Source organism: Kaistia soli DSM 19436, assembly GCF_900129325.1.
GTDB lineage: Bacteria > Pseudomonadota > Alphaproteobacteria > Rhizobiales > Kaistiaceae > Kaistia > Kaistia soli.
Genome location: NZ_FQUP01000001.1, coordinates 63,877 through 90,226 on the forward strand (window position 1 = coordinate 63,877; position 26,350 = coordinate 90,226).

The following is a 26,350-nucleotide window of genomic DNA, read 5'->3' on the forward strand; positions in this document are numbered from 1 at the left end:
GCAGGTAGGCGCCAGACTGGACGACATCAGCGACCGGCTAGCAGCGAGATCGAGCCACTGCCCTCGAGGCCGCGCGTGATGCTGCCATTCGGCGGCAGCAACGGGATCAGGCAGGCCTGGACGGCGTGGTAGATATCCGGCCGGCCCGTGAACACGCGATTGACCTGCTTCAAGTTGGCGTCGAGTTCCGGGATCCAGCCGCCATGCTTCCGATCGATGATGTGATTGCTGACGAAGCCCCAGATGCGGCGATACCATTCCTCGAACCGCGGATCGCCATCGACGCTGCCGAGAACTGCCGCCGCAGCGATGCCCTCGGCGCATGGCCACCAATAGAGATCGCTGCAATCAGGCTGGTCGTTCCAGGTCAGCGTGTAATAGAAGCCGCCGGACGCATTGTTCCAGCCCGTCTCGACGGTCTTGAGGAAGAGGTTCTTGGCAGCGTCCAGCATCCAGGCATGCGCCCGCCCGCCGAGTTCCCACAATTGAACCAGCAGCCGGCTCCATTCGAGCGCATGACCCGGCGTCGTGCCCTTCGGACGGAACATCGGATCGCCGACATAGTCGCGATCGACAGACCAGTCGCTGTTGAAATGCTCCGCGACGCGCCAGCCCTGCTCCCTGGCGTGGCGGTTGATGATGAGTTCGGCAATCCGCTCGGCCATCGTCAGCAATTGCCGGTCGCCCGTGACCTCGAACGCGGCCATCAGGGCTTCCGTCAGATGCATGTTGGAATTCTGGCCGCGATAGTCGCTGATCACGCTCCAATCGGCCCGATATTCCTCGGTCGTCGCGCCGGCCGCCTTGTCCCAGAAACGCGTCTGCAGAACCTCAAGGATATCGCCCAACAGCCGATCGGCGTCGGGATGGCCGATGACCTTGGCTGATGAGGCCGCGAGAATCACGAAGGCATGGCCGTAAGCCAGCTTGTTCGGATTAGTGGCCTTGTCGTCGTCGACGCCCCAGAAATAGCCGCCATTCGCTGTGTCGCGATGGCGATTCCAGATGAAGTCCATGCCGTGATCGACATTCCGATCCGCGCCCGGCACGCCGAGCAGATGGGCGACGGCCGAGCAATGCACCATGCGCGTCGTGTCATGAAGCTCGCGCACGACGCCGGCATTGCCGGCCTTCGGCGGATTTGGCAGTCCCTCATCCGTCAGCGTGAAGAAACCGCCCTTCGGATTGAAACTCGCAAACTGGAAGAAGTCGAACAGCGACGAGGCCTGGCCGAGAAGCCAGTGGCGGTGCGCGGCACGTTCGACAAAGCGCGGGCCCGTCGTTCCGGTCCACAGGGGCTTGGCGTTGTTTGGCATTGAGGCGTCTCTTCAGACTTGGAGTTGAAGCGGTTTTGCACGGCACTGGCCGAGAACCACGTTCGATCCCCAGAACCCTGCCGACACGATATTGGACCACGTCAAGAGACCGGTCGCCGCTATCAATAGCCGATTCCGCGTAGGCCGCCGAACGCTCCATTGGATACATCTTGGAAAATCTATGGGCCGGCCGTCGGTTCGGTGTCGGAGCGATGCGGAAGGCTGGCCTCGCAAAGCCACCGCCAAAATGCAAAAGGCCCGCCAGAGGGCGGGCCTTTCACATGACTTGGTTGCGGGGACCAGATTTGAACTGATGACCTTCAGGTTATGAGCCTGACGAGCTACCGGGCTGCTCCACCCCGCGATAAGTGGAGGCGCCTTGTAGGCTGGCGCCTCCCGAAACGCAAATGTTTTTCCGGGCTTGATCGGAATTTCCAATGGAGAGCCGGCGCTGGGGCGGGCGATGACAAGGCGCCTTCCCTCATGCAGGCAGCGGAAACCCTCGCAAACGAACTCAGATCGAGCCAGCTTCGACCATATAGTTGTTTGCCGTGCACATCGCGGAATCATCGGAGGCGAGGAAGAGTGCCATGTTGGCGAGATAGACCGGCTCGATCAGATCGGGCAGGCACTGGCGTGCACGCTGGCGTGCGAGCCCCTCCTCGGTGACCCAGAGCGCCTTCTGCCGCTCGGTCATGACCCAGCCGGGGACGATCGTGTTGACGCGGATGCGATGAGGTCCGAGATCGCGCGCGAAGGAGCGCGTCATGCCGTGGACCGCCGCCTTGGCACTCGTATAGACTGGCATGCCGCCAACCGCTTCCATCCACGAATTGGAACCGAAATTGATGATCGAGCCGCCGCCGGCGGCGATCATTGCCGGCGCGACGGTCTGGATCGCAAAGAACATGTGCTTGAGGTTCGAGGCGATGCGGCCGTCATAATAGTCCGGCGTGACCTCTTCCCAGCCATGGCGATCGTCATGGGCCGCATTGTTGATCAGAATCTCGGCTGCGCCGACGCGCTCCGCCAAGCGTCCGAAGGCCGATTTGAGCGCATGGATGTCGCGAAGATCGCAGGCCTCGAAAGCGACGTCATGGCCCTTGGCGGCGAGCTCAGCCGCGCGGGCCTCGCCCCTCGCGACATCGATATCGACGAAGCCGACGCGCGATCCCTGCGCGGCAAAGGCCTCGACGAGCGATGCGCCAATGCCGGCGGCACCACCTGTGATGAAGACTGAGCGGCCCTTGAGGCTTGGATAGTTTGCAAAAGTCATCGTGGCGTTCCTTCTGGGCGGGCCATATGTCGGCCGGCCGTCGGTTTTGAGTTCGTGTCTGATGAGGGGGATCAGGGCGCGAGGATGGTCTCGACACCCGCGAGCTCCAGCGCGGCCGCAAGCGCTGGCGGCGGCGGCGCATTGGTCACGAGCATATCGATCTCGCCAAGCGGCGCGATGGTCGCGAAGGCGCTCTGCTCGAACTTGCGCGCGTCGGCAAGCACGATCGTCCGCCGAGCAAGGCGCGTCATCGCGAGGATCATTTCCGCTTCCATGATGAAGGCCGTCGAAATGCCGGCCGCTGCGCTGATCGCGCGCACGCCGATCACCGCCGTATCGACATTGACGCGACCATTGGCCGACAGCGCCAGCGGGCCGAGCATCACCTTGGTTGCCGGCTGATACTCTCCGCCCACCGCATAGACGTTTGAAAAAGCGGCGGGATTAAGCTGATCGAGGACCGGCACGCTATTGGTCACGAGGTTGAGCGCGCGGTGGCCGGCGAGCGCCTTGATGAAGGCCAGCGTCGTCGAGCCCCCGTTGACGACCAGCGCCTCGCCATCGGCGATGAGGCCCGATGCGGCCGCGGCGATGCGTTTTTTTCCGTCTGTTTCAGCACCGATGCGATCCGCGACGGGTGTAATGCGATCGCCGCCCGGCATCCAGACAGCGCCGCCATGCGCGCGCACCAGCTTGCCGGAATCGTGCAGAGCATCAAGGTCGCGGCGGATCGTATCGGTCGAAACGCGAAACAGATCAGCAAGTTCAGGGACGGACACGCTGCCGCGCTCGGTGACGATACGGATCATCTCCGTCCGCCGGCTCATCGGCAGCGAGGCCGTTCGCTTTCTTGCCATCAGGGAACTCCGGTTTGTCCTTGCAATCTAGAGGATGCCGCTTGACGGCACCAGAGTGAAGGCATAACAGACATTAAGCGCATAACAACGCATTTAACCGCATAAAGACGCAAAGGGCGCGCAATGGCGGCGGCCGACACCCCTGGCATCATCGATCTGGCTTCCGCGCATGATGGCAACGCATGGGCGAAGGCTTATGCGCAGCTCGCCGACGCGCTTCCGGCCACCGCGGCAAGAGCGCGTCCCGTGATCGCCGGCTTCTCTGCCTTCGTCGATGCGCTCGTTCGCCTCGAAGATGCGAATGCGCTCTTTGCGGACGGCGCACCCCCTGAAGCACGGCAGCTCGGTGAGGAACTGGTGCGCCGGGCGCAGGCCGGCATCGGCGGGGAGATCGCCCTCCCCTGGCCGGCGGGTGATGCGTTTCTCGGCGCGACACTGCCGCATGTGACGCGTGTCGGCGGCACCTCGGCACAGATCGCCAATGTTCTGGCGCCGCTCGGCATCGATGTCCTGATGGCGCTGGCCGATCGCAGCGCCGCCCAGCTCGGCGTGCTGGATCGGCAGGTTTTGCTGGCCGATGGCGAAGGCCTCGTGCGAGCCGGCGCGGTTGCGGCAGGCGGAACCGCAAAGCCGCGTCATTGGATCTTCGAAACCACCGTCGGGGCGTCGATCCGCGGTGAAACCGTCCGCCGCTCGACGCGTGTCATCGTGCGTCTCGCCGATGACGGCCCCGAGATCGACGTGACCTTTGCGCTCGCCAGTCCGCTGCTTGCGGCGCGTGCCGGCGGCGCGGTGCTTTCGAGCCTCGTCTCGACGCCAGACGACCAGATGGATCAGGCGATCGCGACGGTGGCGAGCCTCGCCAAGCGCTGGCGCGCGGCGGGACTCGCCTTCGTCCATCAGGAGCTTGCCGATTATGGGAGCCGGCCCGCCCTACCGGAAAAGCTGCTCACAGCGCTGCAGGGAACCGTGACCTCGGTTGGCATGAGCCTTTCCGAATGGCGCGCCCTCTCCGGGGATGCGGCGCTGACGGATACCGATGCGGTTCGCCGCTTCGCGGAACGCTGGTCGCTCGACCGCGTCGCCATTCATGCCGACGAATGGGCGCTGGCGGTGACGCGCGGCGACCCGGCGCGTGAGAAGCGCGCGCTGATGACCGGCTGTCTCCTGGCCGCGGCTCGCGCCGGCCTCGGCCGTCATGCGCTGCCGGTGCTCTGCCCAGCCGATGCCTGCTTCGAGCCGCTTCCGGCCTTTGCGCCGCTTGCTGACGGCTGGTCCGTCATTGCCTGTCCCGCCCCCTATCTCCCGAGCCCCAAGAGCACGATCGGGCTCGGAGACACGTTCGTTGCCGGCTGCCTGCTCGTTCTCGGCCAGCCGGCCCCCTGACATCCCCTCACACTGGAGACTGACCCCGTGACTGCAGCCACTGCTTCCGCGCGAGACCCGAAGCCCGCCATCCCCGACCCCGGCAAGATCCGCGGCCTTCAGCGCGTGACGACCGCCGACGGCTATTTCGCGATCCTCGCGCTCGACCATCTCCTGAGCTTCAAGGACCTGCTGGCCGACGATCGCTCGAAGGTCAGCTATCAGCAGGCCGTCGATGCCAAGCTCGAACTCGTTCAGGCCGTGGCGCCCGTCGCCAGCGCCTTCCTGCTCGAGGCGCAGTTCAGCCTGGCGCAGGTCATCGCCTCGCGCGCCCTGCCCGGCGCCACTGGCCTCATCTCGTCGATCGAGGGCGAGGGCTTCGACGTCGTCGATGGCGAGCGCCGCACGCGCATGCGGCCCGGCTGGGACGTTCGCAAGATCCGCATGCTCGGTGCCGACATGGTCAAACTGCTGTGGTTCTATCGCCCCGAAGCCAAGACGGCCGAACTGCAGCGCCAGGTCGTGCGCGACCTCGTCGTCGAATGCGACGCGCAGTCCATCCCGCTGGTGGTCGAGCCGATCTGGTTCGCGCTGCCCGGAGAAGACCAGAAGAGCACGGCCTGGCTGGAGCGCCGCGTCGAAGGCATCATCGAATCGGCCCATATCTCGGCCGAGTTCGGCGCCGATATGCTGAAGGTCGAATTCCCCGGCGACGTCTCGACGCCCGAGGGTCGCAAGGCCGCCGCCAAGGCCTGCCAGCGTCTCAATGACGGCATGAAGCAGCCTTGGGTCATCCTCTCGGCCGGCGTCGGCTATGAGGAATTCCGCGACCAGGTCGAGGTGGCCTGCTCGGCCGGCGCCTCCGGCTTCCTCGGCGGCCGCTCGATCTGGCAGGACGCCGTCGCGACCCGCGATCCCGCAGCCCGCGCCGTTGCGGCGACGCAGGCCGCCGACCGCTTGTCGGAACTGACCGCCGTCGCGCGCAAGCATGGCCGCCCCTATGCCCCCGCGCTGACCGGCGAGGCCCTTGCCGCCGCCTTCCCGGACGGCTGGTATCGCGACTGGCAGTAAGGAGCCGCGCTTCTGCGGAGCCGCGCCGTCCGTGAGCGACGGCTCCGCCTCCCTCCCTCCCCCTTCAAGGACTACAACCATGCCAATCGACCTCGAGGGCCAGACGGCCCTCGTGACCGGCGGCGCGTCCGGCATCGGCCGGGCCATCGTCGAAGCGCTCCTTGCGTCAGGCGCTCGCGTCGCCTTCACCTATTCCAGCAGCCGCGAGGCCGCAGAGGACATCGTCGCAAAAGCACCGAAGGACCGCGCACGCGCCCTCTTCGCCGACCTCAAGGAAGAGAATGCCGCATCGATGGCGGTCGCGGCGACCAACGCGGCGTTCGGCACGATCGACATCGCTGTTGCCAATGCCGGCGGACTGATCCAGCGCAGCCGCGTCAGCGATTGCTCGCTCGCTTTGTGGAACGAGGCAATGGCCCTCAATCTCACCAGCGCATTCCTGACGGCACGCGCCGTCATCCCGCAGATGGTCGAGGCGCGATCCGGCGCGATCGTCCTGATGAGTTCGCTGGCAGCCCATGACGGCGGCGGCATGGGCGCCACGCATTATGCGGCGTCGAAGGGTGGCGTCTCGACGCTGTCGCGGGCGCTGGCCAAGGAGCTCGGCCCGGACGGCATCCGCGTCAATGCAATTGCCCCGGGCCTGATCGGGACGCAGTTCCATGACCGCTTCTCGACCGCCGAAGGCCGCAAGACCACGGTCGACCGCACGCCGCTGCGCCGCGAAGGCCGGCCCGAAGATGTAGCGAGTGCGGTGCTTTATCTGGTCTCGCCGATGTCGTCGTTCCTGACGGGCGAGATCATTGAGGTGAATGGCGGCCTCGGCGCCTTCTAAAGGCTCGGTCTCGCTGCCCCCGATCCCGTTCTGCCTGAGCCGTGCTTGCAGCGGCTCAGGCAGAAGGGGCCACGGAGCATCGCGGGATGCGCCATGACGGTCCGCGATCGGCTATCCTCCCGTCGGTGCCGGAGGCATCGACACCGGAGGATTCGAATTCATGCTCATCATTTTCGGCGGTCTGCCAGGCGCAGGAAAGACCACGATCGCTCGCGCGCTCGCGAGAGAAATCGGGGCGGTCTATGTCCGCGCCGATACAGTCGAGCAGAATATCCAGGCATCCGGCATGCTGAGGGCGGAGGTCGGCCCGGCAGGGTACATCGTCTGCTACGGGATAGCGGAAGACAACCTGATGCTCGGCAATACGGTCGTCGCCGATTCCGTGAATGCACTGAAAGTGACGCGCGATGCCTGGCTGTCGGTTGCGGAACGAGCAGGGACAGCGGCCGTCGAGGTTGAGATCATCTGCACCGACAAGGCAGAGCATCGCCGCAGGGTCGAGACGCGGCCGACCGATGTCGAGGGGCTGGTGAAACCGAGCTGGGACAAAGTCGCCGCCCGACATTATGAGCCATGGGAACGGCACCCGTTCGTCATCGATACGGCGACGCAGGATGTCGAACGATCCGTCGCCGCATTGATCTCAAGGCTTGCGCAGGGCGGAATTCGCTAGATCGCCAGACGTCCTGGCGGACGCTCGATGGCAATCTATCTCTTTGTTTTCGCATCGGATTCTTCCGAACGTCGGATTCCGCTTTTCGGTCCGATGCTCTAGGGCCGCCGCCCATTGATTGAGGCGGCTTGATCGCGCGCCTTAAAGAAAAAACCTGCCGACCCAGGGACGGGAACCTGGGCCGACAGGCAGTTCGGGAGGCATCGCCTGGGAGGGAATTCAGCGACGCCTGCCGGGTGCCGGCCCGGGTACGCGGCCGGCACGATCGAAATTCAATAACCAAGCCCGCGCATCGTCTCGCGGTTGCGGCGAACGGCTACGGCCGCATCCTGGGCGGCCTCGTCGGATTCCTCTTCGAGCACCAGCCAGCCGTTGAAACGAGGCGCGGCCGTGACGATGTCCACGACCGCGGGCGTGTCGCAGACGCCGGCACCGAGCATTGCCCATGTGCCTGACGCATCGACATCCTTCAGATGCAGATAGCGGATGCGCGCCTGATATCGGCGGAGCGTGTCCAGCATATCGGGATGGCCGCGCAGCATATGGCCTGTATCCGGCACCCAGCCCACGTTCTCGTCGAGAAGGCCGAATAGCTGGTCATAATCGGCGCGGTCATAGAGCAGCGTGTTGTGGTGCGAGCTTGGATGCACCGCGACACCGACCCCGGCGTCCTGGCCAAGCGCAGCGGCCCGATTGTAGAAGTCGGCCGCCGTCGCGAATTTCGCGTTCCGCTCGCCCGGCGACATGACCGTCGCCGATCCGATCGAGACGAGCGCATCGGGAAAGGACCCCGCGAAGGTGATCGCGCGGGCGACATCCTCAAGATCCGCATCGACCATCGCCGGCTCGGTGAAGCCGCTGTCCGAACCGATGGCGAAGGCCACGAGATCGAGTTGCCGGGCGGCCAGTGCCTTGGCAAACGCGCTCGGGCGGCCGGCGTAATGACCGATCATCGTGTCCGTGATTTCGATGCCGGCATAGCCTGCGGCGGCGATGGCGTCGAGCAGGTCGTCGGGGCCGCCGCGCCAGGCGTTGCCCAGCATTTCCCAGGTGAAGGTCTGGCAGCCGACTCTGACGTCGCGTTGCATGGTCACTCCTTAACTCCGCCCTGCGTCAGGCCTTCGATGATGTGCTTCTGGAAAACGAGCACCAGCACGATCAGCGGCACGGTGACGACCACGGAGGCCGCCGCGATGTCGCCCCAGGGCACGTAATAGAGATTGGTGAAGTTTGCGATGCCGACCGGCACGGTCTGGTGCTCGATCGATGAGGTGAAGGCCAGCGCGAACATGAACTCGTTCCAGGCCGCGATGAAGGCAAGCAGGCCCGTCGTCACGAGGCTGGGCAGGGAGATCGGCAGGATGATGCGGAACAGGAGTCCGAGCGTCGAGCAGCCATCCATCCGCGCCGCCTCGTCGATCTCGCGCGGCAACGTCTCGAAATAGCCGAAGAGCACCCAGGTCACCAACGGGAGACCGAGCGCCAGATAAGTGATCACGAGGCTCGCATAGGTATCGAGCAGACCGAGATCGGATGCGAGCAGGTAAAGTGGACCGACAATGGCGATCTGCGGGAACATCGAGATCGACAGGATGATGCCGAGCACGCCGAACTTGCCGCGTATGTCGAGCCGCGACAGAGAAAACGCCGCGAGGGACCCGACAAAAAGACCAAAGAGCGTCGTCAGGCTCGCAACGATGATCGAATTGTAGATGTACTCCTGGAAGCTCTTCTCGACGACGAGATTGATATAGTGCTCGATCGTGAACGGCGACGGCCAGAACTTCGGCGAGCCGGTCGTCAGCTCGCGGTCGAGCTGGAACGAGCTCGACAACTGCCAGAGGAACGGGCCGCCGGACCAGATCAGTGCCAGCAGGGCTCCGATATAAAGTCCGAACCGGCGGAGTGGGCTGTAAGCGTAAATCATTTCTGTCGCCTCAGCCGCTCATAGAGGAAGATGCAGAAGCCGAGCGCGATCATGGCTTCGGTGATGAACATCGCCGTCGAGATCGCCGAGCCGTAGCCGAACTGCAGCGTCGAGAAGAGCGTCTTGTAGTTGAGGGTCGACAGCGTTTCGGTCGAATCCGCAGGACCGCCGCCCGTCAGCACATAGACGAGGTCAAAGACGCGGAAGGCATCGAGCGCGCGGAAGAGCCCGGCGATGAGCAGCGTCGGCAACAGCATCGGCAGCCGTACATACCAGAACGTCGCCAGAGAGCGGGCGCCGTCCATGCGCGCCGCCTCGATCAGCGATTTCGGGATCGTGTGCAAGCCGGCCAGCAGCAGCAGCGCCATGAAGGGCGTCGTCTTCCAGACATCAGCAAAGATGATCGTCCAAAGCGCATTGTCGACCGAGCCGAGCCAGTTGACGTTCTCGCTGATGATGCCGGCGGATTTCAGCAAATAGTTGATGAGGCCGTGCTGGCCGTCGAACAGCCAGCCGAACATCTTCGATGTCACAACGGTGGGCATCGCCCAGGGCACGAGCATCGCGGCGCGCACGACGCCCCGAAACGCGAAATGCTCGAACAGCAGCAGCGCGATGGCAAGGCCGAGCAGCGTCTCGGCGAGCGTGGAGACCGCCGTGAAGGTGATCGTATGCCACCAGGCGTTCCAGAACAGATCGTCGACCCAAAGCAGCCGATAATTGGCGAAACCGACGAAGTCGTGCTCCTGGGTGATCAACGAGGTGTTGGTGAAGGAAAGCCATAGGCCGTTCAGGATCGGATAGACCGAGACCGAGGCGAGCGACAGGAACGCCGGCAGCAACAGCAACCAGGGCGTCAGAAATTGCCATCTGAACGAGTTGCCGGCCCCCTTTCGGGGACCGGCGATGGCGGTGGCTGTTTGCTGCAGCGACATCAGGCGCCGAGGATCGCGTCGATCTTGGAGGCGGTCGCGGTGAGCTCTTTCTTGATGTCACCGGAGACGAGGCCGCGCGAGAGACCAGACTGCAGCGCCAGCGAGACCTGGGCGTATTTCGGCGTCACCGGACGCGGCGTCGCGCCTGTGAACACGCTCTGCAGCGTCTGCATGAAGGGCTGTTCCTTGGCGAGTTCCGCTTCGTCATAGACAGCCGGGCGCGTCGGGGCGAGGCCAAGATCGATGGCAAAACGAAGCTGGGTCGCCGGCGAGGACATCCATGTCAGGAATTCAACCGCGGCTTCGCGATTCTTCGTCGAAGCGTTGACGCCATACTGGTAGCCGCCGAGGCAGGACGCGCTCTTGCCGCCCGCGAAATGCGGCAGCGGGGCCACGCCGACCTTGTCGACGACGGACGACGCGCTCTTGTCCTGCGCGATGCCGTAGACATAGGACCAGTTGCGCAGGAACGCAGCTTTGCCCCCGGTGAACGGCAGACGTGAAGGCTCCTCATCCCAGGAAAGAACGTCCGCGGGGCTGATCTTGGACTTGTTGATGGTGTCGTAGAGGAACTGGATCGCCTCCACCGCCTGATCGTTGCCGATTGTCGCCGACTTGCCGTCGGCAGCAAGGATCGAGCCGTTATTGGAGCCTATGACCGACACTGCGTCGCAAACCAGAACTTCGGCCTGCTTGCCCTGCCAGAGATAGCCGAAGTCGACCTTGCCGCTCTTCTGCAGCTCCATGGCGATGGTCGTCATATCGGCCCAGGTCTCGGGAACCTTGGCGCCGATCCCCTCAAGCAGATCCTTGCGGTAGAACAGCATGCCGCCGTCGACGATCCACGGCAGCGCGGTCAGCTTGCCTTGATAGGTGCAGGCATCGATCAGGCCGGGGAAATATTCGGCGCGCGCGGCAGCCGGGAAATACTCGTCGAGCGGCAGCGCCCAGCCGGCGCCGGCGAATTCCGCGATCCAGACCACGTCCTGCGTGAACACGTCCGGCGCGCCATTGCGGCGTGCGAGCTGCTGAACCAGCGCCTGATGCACTTCGGTGGAGGAGCTTGGCGGCGGCAGTTCGATGTATTTGACGTGGATCTTGGTCTGGCTCTCGTTATACGCGTCGACGATCTGCGCGATCGTCTTCTTGGCGTAGAACTTGGCGCTGGCGAATGTGATCTCGGTGCGGCCCTGCGCGCGTGCGCCTGATGCCGTCGAGGCGAGCAGGCCACCGCCCACTGCCATCGAACCGGCGGCAAGACTAGCCCCCTTCAGCAGGCTGCGGCGGTTGAGCGATGCGGCGAGCGCAGTTTTCGCGGCCGAACGGCCGGACTCATCCTGAGACATGTCTCTCTCCCTTTGTCCTGCGGACCTTGTGCCGCGGATCTTTTCTATTGAGGCCATCTTGACCGGGCCGGACGCACGGTCAAGCATCTTTTTGCAAAAAACAGCATGCAAAAAAATGCACAAATCAGAATCGCGCTTTGGTTTAGGATCGCGTCACGACACCGGAGGCGGTGCCGGGGGCGCGGCAGGCTGAATGCCCACCCGAAAAACATGATCGGGAGGGTTCCATGAAGCATCTGCGCATCGGCGTCGTCGGCTGCGGCAATATCGCGATGACCTATATGCGCAATGCCGCGCTGTTCCCCGGCGTCCAGCTCGCCGCTTGCGCCGACATTGCGCCTGAGCAGGCAGCGCTGCGCGGCCGCGAATATGGCATCCCCGCCATGAGCGTCGATCAGCTCATCGGGTCCGGCGATATCGACCTTGTGCTCAATCTCACGATTCCCGCGGCGCATTTCGACGTCTCGATGGCGGCGCTGGATGCCGGCAAGCATGTGTTCACCGAGAAGCCGCTCGCCGTCACTGCAGCCGAGGGCCGCCGGCTCGTCGAGGCGGCGCGCGCCAAAGACCTCGCGCTCGGCTCGGCGCCCGATACGTTTCTCGGCGCCGCCGGCCGCCTGGCGCGGCGGCTGATGGATGAGGGCGCGATTGGTAAGCCCGTTGCCGGCACTGCTTTCATGATGGGCCGCGGCATGGAGCACTGGCACCCCAATCCGCAATTCTACTATCAGCCCGGCGCCGGGCCGGTGCTCGACATGGGCCCCTATTACATCACCATGCTGGTCAACCTGCTCGGACCGGTGCGGCGCGTCCGCGCCGTCGCGACATCCGGCCAGGCAGAACGGCTGATCACCGCGGCCGGCCCGTTCCAGGGAACGTCCTTCCCGGTCGGCACGCCCACGACGGTGATGGCGCTGCTCGAATTCGAGGCGGGCACGGTCGTGACGCTCGTCATGAGCTGGGACGTTTTCGCCCATGGCAACCATCCGATCGAGCTGCACGGCACCAAAGGGTCGCTGCGCCTGCCCGACCCCGACACGTTCGGCGGAACGGTCGCGATCAGCGAGGGCGGCGCGCCCTGGCAAGAGCACGCGACAGGAGAGCTCCTGCATGGCCGGATCAACTGGCCCTTCGCCGCGCCGGATCGCGCCAACTACCGGATGCTCGGTGTCGCCGATCTCGCGGCCTCGCTTGCAAGCGGCCGCAAGCCTCGTGCGTCGGGCGAGCTCGCGCTGCATGTGCTCGACATCATGGAATCGATCCTGACCGCCGGCCTTGAAGACCGGACGATCGAGATCGCTCATGCCGGCGATATTCGCCCAGCCGCGCTCGGCGAGGCCGAGGCGGCTTCCCTGCAAGGTCTGCTGGCCCCTGCGTGAGGCCGGCCGGTTGCGTGGGGTGGGCGACACTGGCGTTTTCCTCCCTGCGCCCTAGCCGCTCGCGGCCGGTTTCAGCGGCGCCTCGGTCACGACGAGATCGTCCCCGAGCGAACGGATCGAGGGGATCCCGGCGTTCTTCAGCCGCGCGTGATAGGTCCTGACGGCTTCCGCGGGCAGGATCGACCCGTCAGCGACTTCGCGCATCAGGCTGATGATTTCGAGCGGCGCCTCGGCGAGATTGATCTTGCGTCCGAACAGAGCGAGACGGCCGCCATAGCGCTCGGCCTGGTAGATCAGCTCGAATGTGTCGCGCGCCGTTCCCGCGCCGCCGCCGAGCACGCCGACGACCAGCGAGGGATCGAAGGAGGCGAGTTCCTCAAGCGCCTTGGCGCCGTTATAGGGGATCTTCAGGAACAGCGGCCGGTCGGCGATCGAGACACCCGATAACGAACGGATGATGCAGTCGTTGACGTAATGCGGGATCAGCTCCGGGTCGACGCCGCAGGCGACGTTGGGATTGAACACCTCGTAGAAGTAATGCAGCCCCCAATGCGCCGCCTCGTCGCGAAACGCCGCGAACTCCTCCAGCGAGCGCAGATCGGATTCGACGTCGTTGTTGAAGGTCACCGAATAGAGACCGAGATCGGTCAGCGGCTCTCCCGGCGTCGGGCCGACGACAGCCTGCATCACGCGGCCGAGATCGGCCGTGCGGAACGGCCGGCTCGGCGTCTTGCCATAAGTCTGGCCGCGCACGCCGCCCCAGCAATCCGTTGCGTCATTGGCGCGGATCGCCGGCTTGACCGCGGAATTGGCGAACACACCCATCTCGACCAGGCGCTCCAGATTGGAGACCGAGGTCAGCATGATGTCGACGATGTCCTGCTCGACGATCGCGCGGATGCCCTCGAGGAACTCTTGCCGCGTCCGATAGCGCGACCAGCTGCCATCGGCGTCGCGCTTCGGAGCGGCATAACTGACGCCCGATCCCATATCGCCGTCCTTTGCATCGGCAATGATGAAATCGCTGCGCCGATAGCGACCGGCGCGGATGTTGGCGAGCTTGGAATCGAGGCGTGACACTCTTGAGGCTCCGGCACTGACTGGACGAGTTTGGAATATTTTAGGTGTTTATTGCCGCAGAATGATCTGCTGTTGAACGGATCGTCAAGCGATTGCTCAGATTTATGCTACTGCATTGCACAAAAATTGTCTCTGTTGCTCCCTCGCAGGTGCAACATGCCATCACTGCGGACATCTTCGTTCTGAAACATTCCATTCGTTGTCAATTTATGCCATTGACCCTCCACCGACCTGCGCACTAGCCTTGGATGCGGCTGAGTTGGAGGGTTTCGCGGTGAGCGAGGCGGATTGGCAGGCAGGCTATGAGCGGTTTTTGCCGCGTTTCGAGCGCTATGTCGGCGCCGCGCGGCTGGTGCTTTGCGGCTTCTCAGCCTGCATCGACAGCCGCTTTTCGTTGGCCGCGCTCGCCGATCAGCTTGGCAAGCTGCCGACGCCCGAGGCGGAGGACTTCGTTGGCCGGCTCCTGGCTCGCGCCGCGGCAGGGGTCGGTGGCGAGTTTCGCGAGGAATGGCCGGCGGGACCCGCCCTCTTGGCCAGTGTCGCGCCGCCCGTGACCGCCTTTGGCGGCACCGGCCCGCATATTGCCTGGGCGCTCGGGACACTCGGGGCCAGCGGGCTCGTCGCGCTTGCCGATCGCAGCGCCTACACGCTCGGCCATGTCGACCGGTCGATCCTTCTCGCCGAAGGCGATCGCGCCGTGCCGGCGTCCGAGGCGACACGCCGCGGCCTTCCCCGCCCGCCCATTCACGTCTTCGAATATCACGCGGGCCGCCCGATGGCTGGACGCGTGCCGCCCCGCTCGTCCCGGATCATCGTGCGCTTCGAGGATCCCGGCCTAGAACACGACCCGGATTTCGACCGTTTGAGCGTCGCTCTTGCGGGCGATGCCGGCGCCGCCGTCGTCTCGGGCTTCAACGGCGTCGCGTTGGCGGATATGGGGCGCGAGACCGAGCGGATCGGCGCACTCGTCGACGCCTGGCGCGCGCGCGGCGTCGCAACCGTTCATCTCGAGCTGGCCGGCTATGCCACGACGGCCGCCCGCGACGCCATGCTGGCGCGGCTCGGAACGCGCGTGACCTCGCTCGGCATGAGCCTTTCGGAACTGAACGCGCTCGCTGATCCGGCCGAGAGCATCGAAGAACGGCTGATAGGCCTTGGCGAGGATTTCGGACTGCGCCGAATTACTGTCCATGCCGATGAATGGGTGGCCAGCGCCACGCTTGACGATCCGGCATTGGAGCGCGACGCGCTGATGGCCGGGGCGCTCATCGCGTCATGTCGTGCCGAGGCCGGCGTGCCCATCCATCCACGTCACACGCCGGACGGCGCCCACTTCCTCGATCCCCCATTGCCGGTCGCGCAACGCTTCGGGCGATGGTCCGTTGTCGCGGTGGCCGCGCCTTACCTCCGCAACCCCAAGACGACGCTCGGGCTCGGCGACACCTTTACCGCCGGCTGCCTTCTGGCCCTCGCAAGCAAGGGTGGCGCTGCAATTGCCGCCGACGAGCGCATCGTCTATCCCGGGAACGCGACTAAAATCGGGAGCCGATCTATTCATGGAACCTGTCTCTAAGCGTGTCGAGATCATCCCGGTCAAACGCCGGGCGATGATCCTCGAATGGTTCCGAAAGCACAGCGCGGCCTCGATCCAGGAACTGTCCGAGAGCATCGGCGCGTCGGCCTCGACGATCCGCCGCGACCTCGAATATCTGACCGATGCTGGCTATCTCGAACGCACGCATGGCGGCGCCGTGCTGGCGACGCCGACCCGCGCCACCTTCGAACTTGATTCTTCGACCAACGCCCAGCTCTTCACCTTGCAGAAGCGGGCGATCGGCCGTCTCGCGGCGACCCGCCTCTCCTCAAAGGACAGCGTCATCTTCGATTCCAGCTCGACCGTGCTGGAGGCAGCGCGCGCTGCCGTCGAACGGCGCGTCGAGCTGACGGCCGTCACCAACAGCCTCGATATCGCCAGCCTCTGCCGATCGGCGCCGACCATCCGCGTCATCGTGCCTGGCGGCTCGCTGCGTGTTGGATCGCAGACGCTGGTCGGCGATCCCGGCGAGACCTTCCTGAAGACCGTGCATGCCGATCTCTGCTTCGTCGGCGCGCAGGCAATCACCGGCAACCAGCTGACCGATGCGGCCATCGAGATCGCCTCGATGAAGCGGATCATGCTCTCCTCGGCGCGGCGCACGATCCTGCTGATCGACAGCTCGAAATTCCACGCCCCGGCCTTCTGCACGTTCTGCGAGGTGCAGCGGATCGACGAGATCATCACCGATAGCGGCGTGACGCCGGAAAACCTCGCGGCCCTCGCCGCCTTCGGCGTCACGGTCACGGTGGCCGAGGTCGATCCGTCCGAGGCCGGCTGAGCCTCGTTTGGCGCGTTATCGCGCCACGACGACATGCATGGCGAGTTCGGTCGTCGCGTGCTCCTTGACTTGGAAGCCGAGCGCCGGCAGGTCGATACCGGTAAACATCGGCTCGCCCCGCCCGAGCAGGATCGGCGAAACGGCGAAATGCAGCTCGTCGATCAGCCCGGCCTGCAGATATTGCCGCACCGTACTGACGCCGCCGCCGATCTTGACGTCGAGCGACCCGGCCGCGGCCCGCGCCTGCTCCAGCGCCGCCTCGATGCCGTCCGTCACGAAGATGAAGCGCGTGCCGCCCTCCATCTCGATCGGCGCCCGGGCATGGTTGGTCAGGATGAAGGTCGGCGTGTGATAGGGCGGGTTGTCACCCCACCAGCCCTTCCAGGCATCGTCAGGCCATTCGCCGCGGATCGGCCCGAACATGTTGCGTCCCAGGATGAAGGCGCCGAAGCCGCTCATCGAACGCGCCGCATAGGTCTCGTCAACGCCTTCGGAACCGCCCTCCTGGCCGAACATCGATCGGAACGTGCGCGTGCCGAAGAACCAGCGATGCAGGTCCCGCCCGCCGACCCCAAGCGGGTTATCGAGGCTCTGCTCCGGCCCTGCCCCGAAGCCGTCGATCGAAAGCGCAAAACCCGCGACACGTACCTTGCTCATGACAACCCTCCTGATTGCGACTTGCAACTGGTTGTGATCTCGCACGACCAATCCTATTTTGCAATCGGTTTCAGTGGAGATGACCTTGGATATCGAACGGCGGTCGGGCTGCCCGATCAATCTCGCCATGGAGGTGCTGGGCGACCGCTGGAGCCTTGTGATCATCCGCGACATGATGTTCGGCAATCGGCGGCATTTTCGCGAGCTCCTGACACGCTCCGACGAGGGCATCGCCTCGAATATCCTGGCGGCGCGCCTGAAACGTCTTGTCGGCCTCGGATTGATCTCCAAACAGGATGATCCGAGCCACAGCCAGAAGTCCATCTACAGCCTGACCGAGCCTTCTATCCAACTGGTTCCTGTGGTCGCAGCGCTCGGCGCCTGGGGTCGCCGCCACCTTCCGGTGAGCGAGCCCTTGAGCATTCGCGCACGCTTGCTGGAAGAAGGCGGACCCGCGATGTGGGATGCGTTCATGGACGATCTGCGCGCCATCCACATCGCCGACCCGATCGGCGGCGCGAATGGCACAGTCGGCTCACCAGTTCTAAATGGCCTGACCGCCGCCTATCGCGCGACGCTGGCGCAATCGCGGTAACGGCGGCTCGTCCTGCCTGCGGTTAGGCGCCGCGCCGCATGACGCGCCGGTCTCCTCATAGTCTTGGAATGGTCGGCGGCCGGAGGCCTCGCTTCTGAGCGGCGATCCGGAAGGGCGCATTCGAGGCGCCATAGCCGGCATAGTCGCCGCGGCGTTCCACGATCTCCAGGAAGAAGCCGCTGCCCAGCACCGGCGTGTAGAACTGGAAGAACTCGCCGCCCTCGTCCCGATCGTACAGGATGTTCCGTGCGCGCATCGCCTCGATCCGCGCTGGGTCGAACCCGAAGCGGGCGGCCAGATCGTCATAATAGTTGGCGGAAATGGCCAGCGCGTCGAGCCCGCCGGCCGCAACTGCGTCAGCTGCTGCGAAGATGTCATCGGCGGCGAAGGCTATATGCTGCACGCCGGCACCGAAGGTTTCGGCGATGAAGTAACCGGCCAGCGTGCGGTGGTTTTCCGCGCCATTCAGCGTCAGGCGGAAGGAACCACTGTCGTTCTCGATCACCTGGCTGCGGACGAGACCGGAGGGATCGACGACGTCGAGCATCGGCGTCTTCGAGGTCTTGAAGATCGAGCCATAGAAGAGCAGCCAGGACAGCATGTCTTCGTAGTTCATGGTCTGCGCGATGTGGTCGATTCGCGTCAGACGCGACGGCGGCGCGTCGCTTGTCGAGACTGGCAGGAAGTCCGTCTGCCAGAGCGTGCCGAGTTCGCTCGTCTCGTCGATGAAATAGAGCAGGCTGCCGCCAAGGCCGCGAATAGCCGGGATGACGAGTTCGCCAGACGCGACGGGTTGCTCGTAGATCTCGGCGTCGAGCGCCTCCGAACGCTTCACTGTGTCGGCTGCGTTCTCAACCCGAAGGCAGATCGCATAGGCGGATGCGCCATGCGTCACAAAGGACGAATGCGCCAACCCACGCGGCTCGGTGTTGATCAAGAGGTTGATCTCGCCCTGCCGATAGAGCGTCACCTTCTTGCTGCGGTGCTGCGCCGCTTCCTCGAAGCCCAGCAGAGCGAAAATTCCGCCGAGCGCCGCCGCCTCAGTGTCATTGGTGGCGAATTCGACGAACTCGACGCCCTTCACCTCCACCCGTGGCGGCATCACCGGCACAGCGATCCGGTTGCCAGGCTCGTCGCGGGATACCTGATCCATCAGGTTGATCAGCGAGCGATGGCCGTCGACCGCGATCGAGCGCGGCGACGCGCCGCGAAACTGGTCGTTGAAGATCTCGAGCGACAGCGGCCCCGCATAGCCGGTCGCCGCGACGGCGCGCATGAAATCAACGACCGGCAGGCCGCCCTCGCCCGGCATATTGCGGAAGTGGCGGCTCCAATAGAGCAGATCCATCTCCACCATCGGAGCATCGGCGAGCTGGACGATGAAGATCTTGTCGGCCGGAATCGAGCGGATCGACGCGACGTCGATCTTCCGCGCCAGCGTATGAAAGCTGTCGAGGATGAGCCCGATATTCGGATGGTCGGCGCGCCGGACGATCTCCCAGGCGTCGCGGTGGTCGTGAATGTGCCGCCCCCAGGCAAGCGCTTCATAGCCGACGCGGATGCCGCGCCGCGCCGCCCGCTCGCCGAGTTCACGAAAATCGGCAGCCGCGCGATCAATGCCGCCAAGCGACAGCGGCGAGACGTTGGAGCAGACCAGCATCAGTTCCGTGCCGAGTTCGCCCATCACATCGAATTTGCGCTCGGCCCGGTCGAAGGCCAGCTGACGCTGCGGCTCGGGCAGACCCTCGAAGTCGCGGAACGGCTGAAACAGCGTGATCTCGAGACCGGCATCGCGCACCATCGCGCCGACGGCCCGCGGCGTTTCGTCGAAGGCGAGGAAATCCGCCTCGAAGATTTCGACGCCGTCAAAACCCGCCGCCGCGATGGCCCGCAGCTTTTCGGCAAGATCGCCGCTGAGCGAAACCGTAGCTATCGACGTCTTCATGCTGCGCCTCCGTGCTTCGATGCCGTCCCTAGGATCCCATGCTCGCGAAGTGGCGGCGCATGCGGGCCGGGTCTGGCTCCAGGCCGGTAAAGAGCCGGAAGGCCCCGACAGCCTGGAAAATCGCCATGCCGCCGCCGTTGACGACCCGGCAGCCCTTTGCAGCCGCAACGCGCAGCAGCTCGGTTTCAAGCGGGAAATAGACGATGTCCGCGACCCAGAGGTCCGGACGGAGCAGGCTTTCCGGCAGCGGCAGACCGGGATGGCTCAACATCCCTGTCGGCGTCGCATGCACGAGGCCCGTGGCCCCGGCCATGGCGCGCGCGACGTCAGCCTCCGCCACGATGTTTCGGTCGGGGAAACTCTGCCGCAGTTGTTCGCAAAGCTGGCGTGCGCGATCGTGATCGATATCGACCACGGCAAGGCTCTGTGCCCCCATGCGCAGCAGTGCATAGCCGACGGCTGCCCCAGCGCCCCCCGCGCCAAGCAAGACGACCGAGGTAAGGTCGGCATCCGGCAGGGCTGCCTGGAGACCCATCGTGAAGCCGGACCAATCGGTGTTGTGCCCTTCGCGGCGGCCGCCACGAAAAACCACCGTGTTCACGGCCTGCAACGCCTCCGCCTCTGCGGAAAGGCTGTCCAGAAGCGGAATGATGCGCTGCTTACAGGGATAGGTGACGTTGAGGCCGACCAGTCCCCGCCGCTCGGCGCTGTCGAGCAGCGCGGGCAAGGCATCGACGCCGAGATCGAGCGCCTTCAGGTCGATGAGTTCATATTCGTAGGCGAAGCCGAGCGCGGCGCCTTCCACCATATGCATCGAAGGTGTCCGCGAGGCGCCGATTCCCGAGCCGATCAGGCCCGCGCGGAGTGGCGCCTCCATCTTTGCGACCTTCGACACAGCCAGTTCCCCCATTCCGTTTCCCCTGCTTCATATCAGAACGAACCAGTTCGTACATTGATTTTTGCGCGGCGTTTTCGCGTCTGGCCGACTCGTCCACGTCGCTACACAGACGAGCGGACAGACGTGGCGTTGACATGTACGAACTAGATAGTTTACCAGTTTGGTCGCAGCTGCACCAGCGCTTCCGGGGAGGAACTCGGTAGCCGGCGCTTGCTTGCTGCTCACGAGATCGGCCTGCAACGGCCGCGGCCCAAGGGCCAAGGGAGGGATCCATGAACTACAAGATGTCGCTGCCGATCGCGGCGGTGCTGCTGGCTGGTCTTTGCGCTTCGCCGGCGCTGGCCGAGGACAAGGGCGTGATCGTTGCCTTCGTCCCGTCGAGCACCAATCCCTATATCGGCCAGTGGGCCAAGGGCGCCCAGGCGAAAGCCGGCGAGCTCGGCTACACGCTGAAGGTCATCGAAAACAACTTCAACCAGGCCGAACAGGACAGCCAGGTTCAGCAGCAGCTCGCTTCGGGCGAGAAGGTCGCGGGCTATGTCTGGTGGCCGTTCGAGAACGCAGCCGGGGTCGGCTCGCTCCGCGCGCTCTCGCAGTCGGGCGCGCCGGTCATCGTCTCCAACCAGTATCCGATCAAGGGCACAGAAGCCTATTGGACCGCCTATGCCGGCGCCAATGACTTCCTCTCCGGCAAGACCGCCGCCGAGATCCTGCTCGATGCTTGCGCCAAGAGCGGCGTGAAGTGCGACAAGGGCGCGATCATCCGGTTCCCGGCCGGTGTCTCGGCTGGTGACGACCGGGCGACAGGCTTCCAGGATGCGGTGAAAGGCAAGCTCGACGTCCTTACCGTCGTGCCGACGGCCGGATTCCTCGAGGACGAGGGGTACAAGGTCGCCGCGCAGATCATCCCGGCGAACAAGGGCCAGCTCACCTGGCTCTATACCGAGAACGACTCGCTCGCCGGCGCTGCCGCGCAGGCGGCCCGCGAGAATGGCCTCGTCCCCGGCAAGGACATCCTGATCGTCGGCGGCACCTGCCACGGCGATTCCAAGCATGTGAAGAACGGCGAGATCGCCGGCACGGCGATCCAGTCGGGCTATTGGGAGGGCTGGATGGCCGTCCAGGCGCTCGGCAAGTTCAACACCCAGGGCAAGGTCCAGGACGGCGAAACCTATCTCGCCGACAATCCGGACGCGCCGCCGGCCGACAGCGACCCGGTCTTCAAGTATAATTTCCTGCCCAATCCCGCCGTGGGCAACTCGCAGGCGGCCTATGACGCAGCGAAGATGTGGGGCAAGTCCGCGGACGAGCTCTGCAACTTCTGACGCCTCTGCCATGCAGCTTGCCATGACGCCTCGTGCGTCATGGCATTTGATTGGAGTGACCGATGCTGCGGATGACGAACATCTCCAAGCGGTACGGCGCGACGGAAGTCCTGCGGGAGGTCGCACTCGAAGTTCGCAGCGGCGAAGTCATGGCGCTGATGGGCGAGAACGGCGCGGGCAAGAGCACGCTCGTCAAGATTCTCGCCGGGATCGAGCCCGCCGATGCCGGGACGATCGAAATAGCTGGCGAGCCTGTCACGATCCGCAGCCCGAGGCATTCACAGGCGGCCGGCGTCGCCTATGTGGCGCAGGAGCTCAGCATCGTCGAGAGCCTGTCGGTGGCGGAGAATGTCTTTCTCGGCGATACCGATGCCGGCCTCTTCAGAAGCCCACGCAGCCTTTCCACCAAGGCCCGCCCGTTCCTGCTGAAGGTCGGCCTTGAACAGGTGGACCCGCTCGAACTCGCTGAGAATCTCTCAGTCGCCGAGCGGCAACTGGTCGAGATCGCGCGGCTGCTTTCGCGCAAGGCGCGGATCGCCATTCTCGACGAGCCGACCGCCGCCTTGTCCGATGCCGAAATCCTGCGCGTCAAGGGCGCGGTGCGCACGCTGGCAGACAATGGCTGCGCCGTCATCTATGTCACGCATCGGATGGCCGAGGTCTTTGAACTCTCGACACGCGTGACCGTCTTGCGCAACGGCCGCAGCTTTCCGTCGATCGAGACCGCCTCGCTGACGGTCGATACGCTGATCGAACACATGCTGGGGCGGAAGCTCGAACAGATGTTCCCTGCCCGCGCGACGCGCATGGGCGAGAGCGTGGTCGAACTTGATCAGTGCATCGGCCATGGGCTGCTCGCGCCGATATCGCTTAGCGTTCGGCGCGGTGAGATCCTGGCTTTGGCCGGACAGGTCGGCAGCGGTGCCAATGCGGTACTGCGCATGCTGGCGGGCGTCCTCCCCGTCGCATCGGGAACGATGAAGCTGCGTGGCGCCGCTTTCGCGCCGCACTCGATCGCCGACTCGATCGCCGCCAAGGTCGCTTATTGCTCCGATGATCGTAAGCGCGACGGCATCTTTGCCGTGCGTTCCGTGCCGGAGAATCTCTCGGCGCCGGCGCTCGATCGCGTTTCGCGGCTGCAGATGATCTCGCCGGTGATGGAAAGCCGCCACACGCGCGGCATCGCCGAGCTTTTCGGCATCGACCTCGCTTATCTGACGCGCCTTGCCGGCAATCTCAGCGGTGGCAACCAGCAGAAGGTCGCGCTCGGCAAGTGGCTCGGCATCGAACCCGACGTCCTGCTCGTCGAAGAGCCGACACGCGGCGTCGATGTCGGCGCCCGGGCCGAAATCTATCGCCATCTCCGCAGTCTCGCCGAGCGCGGGCTGACCGTGATCTTCGCGTCCTCCGATACGCAGGAAGTGCTCGGTCTCGCGGACCAGATCGCGACCTTCTATCACGGCCGGATGGTCAGGGTCGTCTCCGCGGAATCCTCGACGCCCGAGAGCATCGTCCGCGACGTGATCCATCCGACGCTCGCCGCCTGAGGAAGCCATGTCCATCATGACCGACGTTTCACCTTCCGCGGCCCGGAGGCGCAGTGTTCCCCGCTTCGTCTGGGTGATCGCCGCCATCGTCGCGCTTTATCTTGTGGCCGGCGTGATCACGCCCTCGTTCGCCACCTTCGACAACATGCTGGTGATCGTCCGCGCAGCCTCCATCACCGGCATCGTGGCGATCGGCATGAGCTATGTCACCATATCGGGCAATCTGTTCGCGCTCTCCGCGGCGGCGCTCGGAGCCTTCCTCGCGGTGATCTTCGCGCTGGCTGTCGGCCATCTCGGCTTTGCCGCTGGCCTCGCCGCGACGCTCCTCGTCGCGATCCTCGCCGGCATGGCGCAGGGCCTGTCGATTTCCGTCGTCGGCAATCCGATCATCACGACGCTGGCCTTCAGCACCGTGTTCCGAGGTCTAGCGGCCCTCTTCAGCGGCAACTCAATCGTGCGCATCGACAGCGATATCGCGCTTGCGCTGGGCACCGGACGCCCGCTCGGGGTGCCGACCCAGAGCTGGGCCTTCATCGCGCTGGCGCTGGTCAGCTGGGCCCTGATCCGCCGGGCCCGCCTGGGCCGGCTGCTCGTGCTCTCCGGCGCCAATCCCCAGACGGCGATCGCAAGCGGACTCAACGTCCGCCTTGCCACCGTCGTTGCCTTCGTCGCCTTGTCGGTCGGCGTCGCGATCATGGCGGTCTTCACCGTTTCGCAGTTCTCGCAGGCGAAGGCGGACCTCTTCGCCGGTTATGACTTCGACTACATCGCGGCCGTTCTCGTCGGGGGCATCGCGCTTCGCGGCGGCCAGGGCTCGCCGCTCCAGGCTGCTCTCGGCGCCATTCTCATCGCCCTCCTCCAGAATTTCATGCTGCTGAACGGCTTCACCGCCGGATTGCGCATGACCGTGGTCGGCGGTCTCGTGCTTCTGGCGACCGGCGCGTTCCATCTTCTGCAAAGGAGGCTGCGGTGAAGGTCTCATCCCGGTCGGCTGATCTGCTCGGGCGCCTCGGCCTGATGCTCATCGTCTATCTCGTCTTCGCGCTGCATCTGCCGAGCTATTATTCCCCGGCTGGCGTCGCCGCCCTCCTCGACAGCGCCGTGCTCAGCGGGCTCGTGGCGCTCGGCGTCGCGCTCACGATGATCGCCGGCGAGATGGACCTTTCGGTCGGCTCGCTGGCGGCGCTCGCCGGCATTCTCGCGGTCAAGCTGTTCCCGATCGGCGTCTTCCCGTCGATCATCGTCGTGGTGCTCGTCTGCGCCGCCATCGGCGCGCTGCAGGGCTGGCTCATCCACCGCATCGGCATCAATTCGATGATCTTCACGGTGGGCACTCTCATCGCCTTTCGCGGCATCGCGCTGCTCGTTTCCGGCGAGAAGACCCAGCTCGTTCCGCTCGAAGACATTGCCGCTACCGACATCCTGATCGGCAAGTTCGGCATCTTCTCCGTCCTCAGCCTGGCCCTGTTCGCAGCGGCGGCGCTGATCTTCGCCTTTACGCGCTGGACGCTCTGGGGCCGCGAGATCTTCGCGATCGGCGGCGGACGCAGCGAATCCCGCGCGGCGGGCGTGCCGATACGCCGTCCCATCATGATCGCCTTCGCGCTCTCGGCCGCGCTTGCCGGCCTCGCCGGTGCGCTGCTGTCGCTGAAGGCCGGCAGCGCCTCGCCGCTCAGCTATGATTCGCTGCTGCTCGAAGCGGTGGCGGCCTGTCTCATCGGCGGTATCTCCCTGAAAGGCGGCAAGGGCAGCATCGTCGGCGTCCTGATCGGTCTCTTCTGCATCCGCTTCCTGGTCACCGGCATTGCGGCGCTCGGCGCGCCCTTCTGGGCGCAGAGCCTTGCCACCGGCCTGCTGTTGATCATCGTGATCGTGGCGGAAGCAATCTTCGCGGCCGCTGCCGGGCGCTTCCGGCTCGCGATGCGGCGCCCCGCGCCAATCATCAAGGTGCCCGCATGACCCGCCCCAATCCGGCGCTCGGCGAGGGCTGGTTTCCGTCGAGGTGGGGGCCAAACGACGAGCAGGGTGCCGGCAACCTGCAAGGGCCTGAGACGGTGCTTCGCGCCCAGGCGATGATCCGCACCGGCGAGATCATCCCGCTCGGCTTTCCCTACCGCGTCGGCATGCCGCTATCGCCCGGCCGAACCTTTGGCATCAAGATGCCGGGCGGACCGTCCGGCGGGCCCGAAGGCGCCGTTTCGCAGACAGTCTGGAACGATGATTTCGTCGTCGCCGAACTCGGCCAGATCGGCACGCATATGGATGCGCTCGGGCATGTCGGACATCAGATCCGCCTGCCCTGCGGCCATTGCGAAACGCTCGTCTACAACGGCAACAAGCTGTCCGACATCTGGACGCCCTATGGCCTCAGAAAGCTCGGCATCGACAAGGCGCCGGTCTTCTATACGCGCGGCGTGCTGCTCGACGTCGAGGGGCTCTTCGGCACCCCGCTCGAAAACGGCTTCGAGATCACGCCCGATCATCTCAGGCAGTGTCTGGAGCGACAGGGGCTCGGGCAGGAAGGCTGGCTCAATCCCGGCGACGTCGTCCTCATCCGTACCGGACATGGCGCGCGCTTCTTCTCGCATGCCGACAGCTGGTACGACGGCGCGCCCGGTCTCGGGCTTGCGGCAGCCGAATATCTTGCGACGCTGCAGCCCTCAGTCGTCGGTGCCGACAACTTCGCCGTTGATGTCATCCCGGCTGTCGATCCGGAAGTTGTCCTGCCCTGCCACCAGCATCTCATCATGCGGCACGGCATCTATCTGCACGAAGGCATGAAGCTGGACGATCTCGCGCAATCGGGACGTTCCGAATTCGTCTATGCCTTTGCGCCGCTGCGCATCGAGGGCGCAACGGGCTCGCCCGGGACGCCTTTCGCCATCCTGTGAGGCCATCGCTCGCGCGGCCTTGCATGCCTCGCTTGTCTCGGGCGCCTTTGCTAGATT

24 protein-coding genes and 1 tRNA gene are annotated in these 26,350 nt (G+C 64.9%); 13 read left to right on the forward strand and 12 right to left on the reverse strand.

The window, feature by feature from the left end; genetic code table 11:
- Positions 1-26 precede the first annotated feature (26 nt).
- The 4 genes from BUB39_RS00280 to BUB39_RS00295 form a co-directional block, all read right to left on the reverse strand.
- Entirely contained in the window at positions 27-1,316 is a 1,290-nt protein-coding gene (locus tag BUB39_RS00280; RefSeq protein WP_073050909.1) for an AGE family epimerase/isomerase, read from the reverse strand.
- A gap of 287 nt (positions 1,317-1,603) precedes the next feature.
- A tRNA-Met gene (locus BUB39_RS00285) sits at positions 1,604-1,680 on the reverse strand.
- A gap of 150 nt (positions 1,681-1,830) precedes the next feature.
- Complete coding sequence (locus tag BUB39_RS00290; protein ID WP_073050912.1) at positions 1,831-2,592, reverse strand: SDR family NAD(P)-dependent oxidoreductase; 762 nt, start codon at positions 2,590-2,592, stop codon at positions 1,831-1,833.
- A 71-nt stretch (positions 2,593-2,663) separates the two neighbouring features.
- Entirely contained in the window at positions 2,664-3,449 is a 786-nt protein-coding gene (locus BUB39_RS00295) for a DeoR/GlpR family DNA-binding transcription regulator (RefSeq protein ID WP_073050914.1), read from the reverse strand.
- 123 nt (positions 3,450-3,572) lie between these two features.
- Here BUB39_RS00295 and BUB39_RS00300 point away from each other — a divergent pair, with 123 nt between their 5' ends.
- The 4 genes from BUB39_RS00300 (at position 3,573) to BUB39_RS00315 (ending at position 7,393) form a co-directional block, all read left to right on the forward strand.
- Positions 3,573-4,835: an ADP-dependent glucokinase/phosphofructokinase gene (locus BUB39_RS00300; protein ID WP_073050916.1), complete on the forward strand. Its 1,263-nt coding sequence runs from the start codon at positions 3,573-3,575 to the stop codon at positions 4,833-4,835.
- Positions 4,836-4,862: 27 nt separating this feature from the next.
- Positions 4,863-5,885: a tagatose 1,6-diphosphate aldolase gene (locus BUB39_RS00305; RefSeq protein WP_073050918.1), complete on the forward strand. Its 1,023-nt coding sequence runs from the start codon at positions 4,863-4,865 to the stop codon at positions 5,883-5,885.
- A 79-nt stretch (positions 5,886-5,964) separates the two neighbouring features.
- Positions 5,965-6,720 (forward strand): SDR family NAD(P)-dependent oxidoreductase, encoded by a 756-nt coding sequence (locus tag BUB39_RS00310; protein WP_073050920.1) that lies wholly within the window; start codon positions 5,965-5,967, stop codon positions 6,718-6,720.
- A gap of 160 nt (positions 6,721-6,880) precedes the next feature.
- A complete protein-coding gene (locus BUB39_RS00315) occupies positions 6,881-7,393 on the forward strand; it encodes a P-loop nucleotide/nucleoside kinase family protein (protein WP_073050922.1) in 513 nt (170 codons plus the stop codon).
- Between the two features lie 272 nt (positions 7,394-7,665).
- On the opposite strand, the gene BUB39_RS00320 is transcribed toward BUB39_RS00315, so the two are convergent.
- From BUB39_RS00320 to BUB39_RS00335, 4 genes are read right to left on the reverse strand one after another with little or no spacing between them, the layout of a single operon-like run.
- Entirely contained in the window at positions 7,666-8,481 is an 816-nt protein-coding gene (locus BUB39_RS00320; RefSeq protein WP_073050925.1) for a sugar phosphate isomerase/epimerase family protein, read from the reverse strand.
- A gap of 2 nt (positions 8,482-8,483) precedes the next feature.
- Entirely contained in the window at positions 8,484-9,320 is an 837-nt protein-coding gene (locus tag BUB39_RS00325; protein ID WP_073050927.1) for a carbohydrate ABC transporter permease, read from the reverse strand.
- On the reverse strand, positions 9,317-10,255 hold the full coding sequence (locus BUB39_RS00330) for a carbohydrate ABC transporter permease (RefSeq protein ID WP_084526805.1): 939 nt from the start codon (positions 10,253-10,255) through the stop codon (positions 9,317-9,319). The genes BUB39_RS00325 and BUB39_RS00330 overlap by 4 nt, the downstream gene beginning before the upstream one ends.
- Positions 10,255-11,601, reverse strand: coding sequence for an ABC transporter substrate-binding protein (locus BUB39_RS00335; protein WP_073050929.1), 1,347 nt, complete (start codon positions 11,599-11,601; stop codon positions 10,255-10,257). Before BUB39_RS00335 ends, BUB39_RS00330 begins: the two co-directional genes overlap by 1 nt.
- 227 nt (positions 11,602-11,828) lie before the next feature.
- Here BUB39_RS00335 and BUB39_RS00340 point away from each other — a divergent pair, with 227 nt between their 5' ends.
- Entirely contained in the window at positions 11,829-12,980 is a 1,152-nt protein-coding gene (locus BUB39_RS00340) for a Gfo/Idh/MocA family protein (RefSeq protein WP_073050931.1), read from the forward strand.
- A 51-nt stretch (positions 12,981-13,031) separates the two neighbouring features.
- Here the strand turns inward: BUB39_RS00340 and BUB39_RS00345 are convergent, their stop codons facing one another.
- A complete protein-coding gene (locus tag BUB39_RS00345; RefSeq protein WP_073050934.1) occupies positions 13,032-14,060 on the reverse strand; it encodes a hypothetical protein in 1,029 nt (342 codons plus the stop codon).
- A 274-nt stretch (positions 14,061-14,334) separates the two neighbouring features.
- Between BUB39_RS00345 and BUB39_RS00350 the strand changes: the two genes are divergently transcribed.
- Together BUB39_RS00350 and BUB39_RS00355 are read left to right on the forward strand one after the other, a co-directional pair.
- Complete coding sequence (locus BUB39_RS00350; RefSeq protein ID WP_175561666.1) at positions 14,335-15,633, forward strand: ADP-dependent glucokinase/phosphofructokinase; 1,299 nt, start codon at positions 14,335-14,337, stop codon at positions 15,631-15,633.
- Entirely contained in the window at positions 15,617-16,435 is an 819-nt protein-coding gene (locus BUB39_RS00355) for a DeoR/GlpR family DNA-binding transcription regulator (RefSeq protein WP_073050938.1), read from the forward strand. Before BUB39_RS00350 ends, BUB39_RS00355 begins: the two co-directional genes overlap by 17 nt.
- 15 nt (positions 16,436-16,450) lie before the next feature.
- Here BUB39_RS00355 and BUB39_RS00360 read toward each other — a convergent pair whose 3' ends face one another.
- The gene (locus BUB39_RS00360; protein ID WP_073050940.1) at positions 16,451-17,092 is read right to left on the reverse strand and encodes a dihydrofolate reductase family protein; all 642 of its coding nucleotides are present in this window, start codon (positions 17,090-17,092) and stop codon (positions 16,451-16,453) included.
- An 85-nt stretch (positions 17,093-17,177) separates the two neighbouring features.
- Here BUB39_RS00360 and BUB39_RS00365 point away from each other — a divergent pair, with 85 nt between their 5' ends.
- Positions 17,178-17,687 carry a winged helix-turn-helix transcriptional regulator gene (locus BUB39_RS00365; protein ID WP_073050943.1) on the forward strand — a complete coding sequence of 170 codons (510 nt, stop codon included), beginning with the start codon at positions 17,178-17,180 and terminating at the stop codon, positions 17,685-17,687.
- Between the two features lie 55 nt (positions 17,688-17,742).
- Here the strand turns inward: BUB39_RS00365 and BUB39_RS00370 are convergent, their stop codons facing one another.
- Entirely contained in the window at positions 17,743-19,632 is a 1,890-nt protein-coding gene (locus tag BUB39_RS00370; protein ID WP_073050945.1) for a bifunctional sugar phosphate isomerase/epimerase/4-hydroxyphenylpyruvate dioxygenase family protein, read from the reverse strand.
- Between the two features lie 28 nt (positions 19,633-19,660).
- Positions 19,661-20,509 (reverse strand): shikimate dehydrogenase, encoded by an 849-nt coding sequence (locus BUB39_RS00375; RefSeq protein WP_073052632.1) that lies wholly within the window; start codon positions 20,507-20,509, stop codon positions 19,661-19,663.
- 293 nt (positions 20,510-20,802) lie between these two features.
- Between BUB39_RS00375 and BUB39_RS00380 the strand changes: the two genes are divergently transcribed.
- The 5 genes from BUB39_RS00380 to BUB39_RS00400 all read left to right on the forward strand — a co-directional run bounded on the left by BUB39_RS00380 (position 20,803) and on the right by BUB39_RS00400 (position 26,293).
- Positions 20,803-21,855 carry a sugar ABC transporter substrate-binding protein gene (locus BUB39_RS00380; protein WP_073050947.1) on the forward strand — a complete coding sequence of 351 codons (1,053 nt, stop codon included), beginning with the start codon at positions 20,803-20,805 and terminating at the stop codon, positions 21,853-21,855.
- Positions 21,856-21,917: 62 nt separating this feature from the next.
- On the forward strand, positions 21,918-23,402 hold the full coding sequence (locus BUB39_RS00385) for a sugar ABC transporter ATP-binding protein (protein WP_073050949.1): 1,485 nt from the start codon (positions 21,918-21,920) through the stop codon (positions 23,400-23,402).
- A 16-nt stretch (positions 23,403-23,418) separates the two neighbouring features.
- Positions 23,419-24,375, forward strand: a complete 957-nt coding sequence (locus BUB39_RS00390) for an ABC transporter permease (RefSeq protein ID WP_175561668.1) — start codon at positions 23,419-23,421, stop codon at positions 24,373-24,375.
- On the forward strand, positions 24,372-25,361 hold the full coding sequence (locus tag BUB39_RS00395) for an ABC transporter permease (protein ID WP_073050953.1): 990 nt from the start codon (positions 24,372-24,374) through the stop codon (positions 25,359-25,361). Before BUB39_RS00390 ends, BUB39_RS00395 begins: the two co-directional genes overlap by 4 nt.
- Positions 25,358-26,293: a cyclase family protein gene (locus BUB39_RS00400; protein ID WP_073050955.1), complete on the forward strand. Its 936-nt coding sequence runs from the start codon at positions 25,358-25,360 to the stop codon at positions 26,291-26,293. Before BUB39_RS00395 ends, BUB39_RS00400 begins: the two co-directional genes overlap by 4 nt.
- Positions 26,294-26,350: the final 57 nt, after the last annotated feature.

Bases quoted from the DNA above. Each gene is read 5' to 3' on its own strand.
- BUB39_RS00280 (WP_073050909.1), bottom strand. From the start codon at position 1,316: ATGCCAAACAACGCCAAGCCCCTGTGGACCGGAACGACGGGCCCGCGC.
- BUB39_RS00290 (WP_073050912.1), bottom strand. From the start codon at position 2,592: ATGACTTTTGCAAACTATCCAAGCCTCAAGGGCCGCTCAGTCTTCATC.
- BUB39_RS00295 (WP_073050914.1), bottom strand. From the start codon at position 3,449: ATGGCAAGAAAGCGAACGGCCTCGCTGCCGATGAGCCGGCGGACGGAG.
- BUB39_RS00300 (WP_073050916.1), top strand. From the start codon at position 3,573: ATGGCGGCGGCCGACACCCCTGGCATCATCGATCTGGCTTCCGCGCAT.
- BUB39_RS00310 (WP_073050920.1), top strand. From the start codon at position 5,965: ATGCCAATCGACCTCGAGGGCCAGACGGCCCTCGTGACCGGCGGCGCG.
- BUB39_RS00315 (WP_073050922.1), top strand. From the start codon at position 6,881: ATGCTCATCATTTTCGGCGGTCTGCCAGGCGCAGGAAAGACCACGATC.
- BUB39_RS00320 (WP_073050925.1), bottom strand. From the start codon at position 8,481: ATGCAACGCGACGTCAGAGTCGGCTGCCAGACCTTCACCTGGGAAATG.
- BUB39_RS00325 (WP_073050927.1), bottom strand. From the start codon at position 9,320: ATGATTTACGCTTACAGCCCACTCCGCCGGTTCGGACTTTATATCGGA.
- BUB39_RS00330 (WP_084526805.1), bottom strand. From the start codon at position 10,255: ATGTCGCTGCAGCAAACAGCCACCGCCATCGCCGGTCCCCGAAAGGGG.
- BUB39_RS00335 (WP_073050929.1), bottom strand. From the start codon at position 11,601: ATGTCTCAGGATGAGTCCGGCCGTTCGGCCGCGAAAACTGCGCTCGCC.
- BUB39_RS00340 (WP_073050931.1), top strand. From the start codon at position 11,829: ATGAAGCATCTGCGCATCGGCGTCGTCGGCTGCGGCAATATCGCGATG.
- BUB39_RS00355 (WP_073050938.1), top strand. From the start codon at position 15,617: ATGGAACCTGTCTCTAAGCGTGTCGAGATCATCCCGGTCAAACGCCGG.
- BUB39_RS00360 (WP_073050940.1), bottom strand. From the start codon at position 17,092: ATGAGCAAGGTACGTGTCGCGGGTTTTGCGCTTTCGATCGACGGCTTC.
- BUB39_RS00370 (WP_073050945.1), bottom strand. From the start codon at position 19,632: ATGAAGACGTCGATAGCTACGGTTTCGCTCAGCGGCGATCTTGCCGAA.
- BUB39_RS00375 (WP_073052632.1), bottom strand. From the start codon at position 20,509: ATGGAGGCGCCACTCCGCGCGGGCCTGATCGGCTCGGGAATCGGCGCC.
- BUB39_RS00380 (WP_073050947.1), top strand. From the start codon at position 20,803: ATGAACTACAAGATGTCGCTGCCGATCGCGGCGGTGCTGCTGGCTGGT.
- BUB39_RS00385 (WP_073050949.1), top strand. From the start codon at position 21,918: ATGCTGCGGATGACGAACATCTCCAAGCGGTACGGCGCGACGGAAGTC.
- BUB39_RS00390 (WP_175561668.1), top strand. From the start codon at position 23,419: ATGACCGACGTTTCACCTTCCGCGGCCCGGAGGCGCAGTGTTCCCCGC.
- BUB39_RS00400 (WP_073050955.1), top strand. From the start codon at position 25,358: ATGACCCGCCCCAATCCGGCGCTCGGCGAGGGCTGGTTTCCGTCGAGG.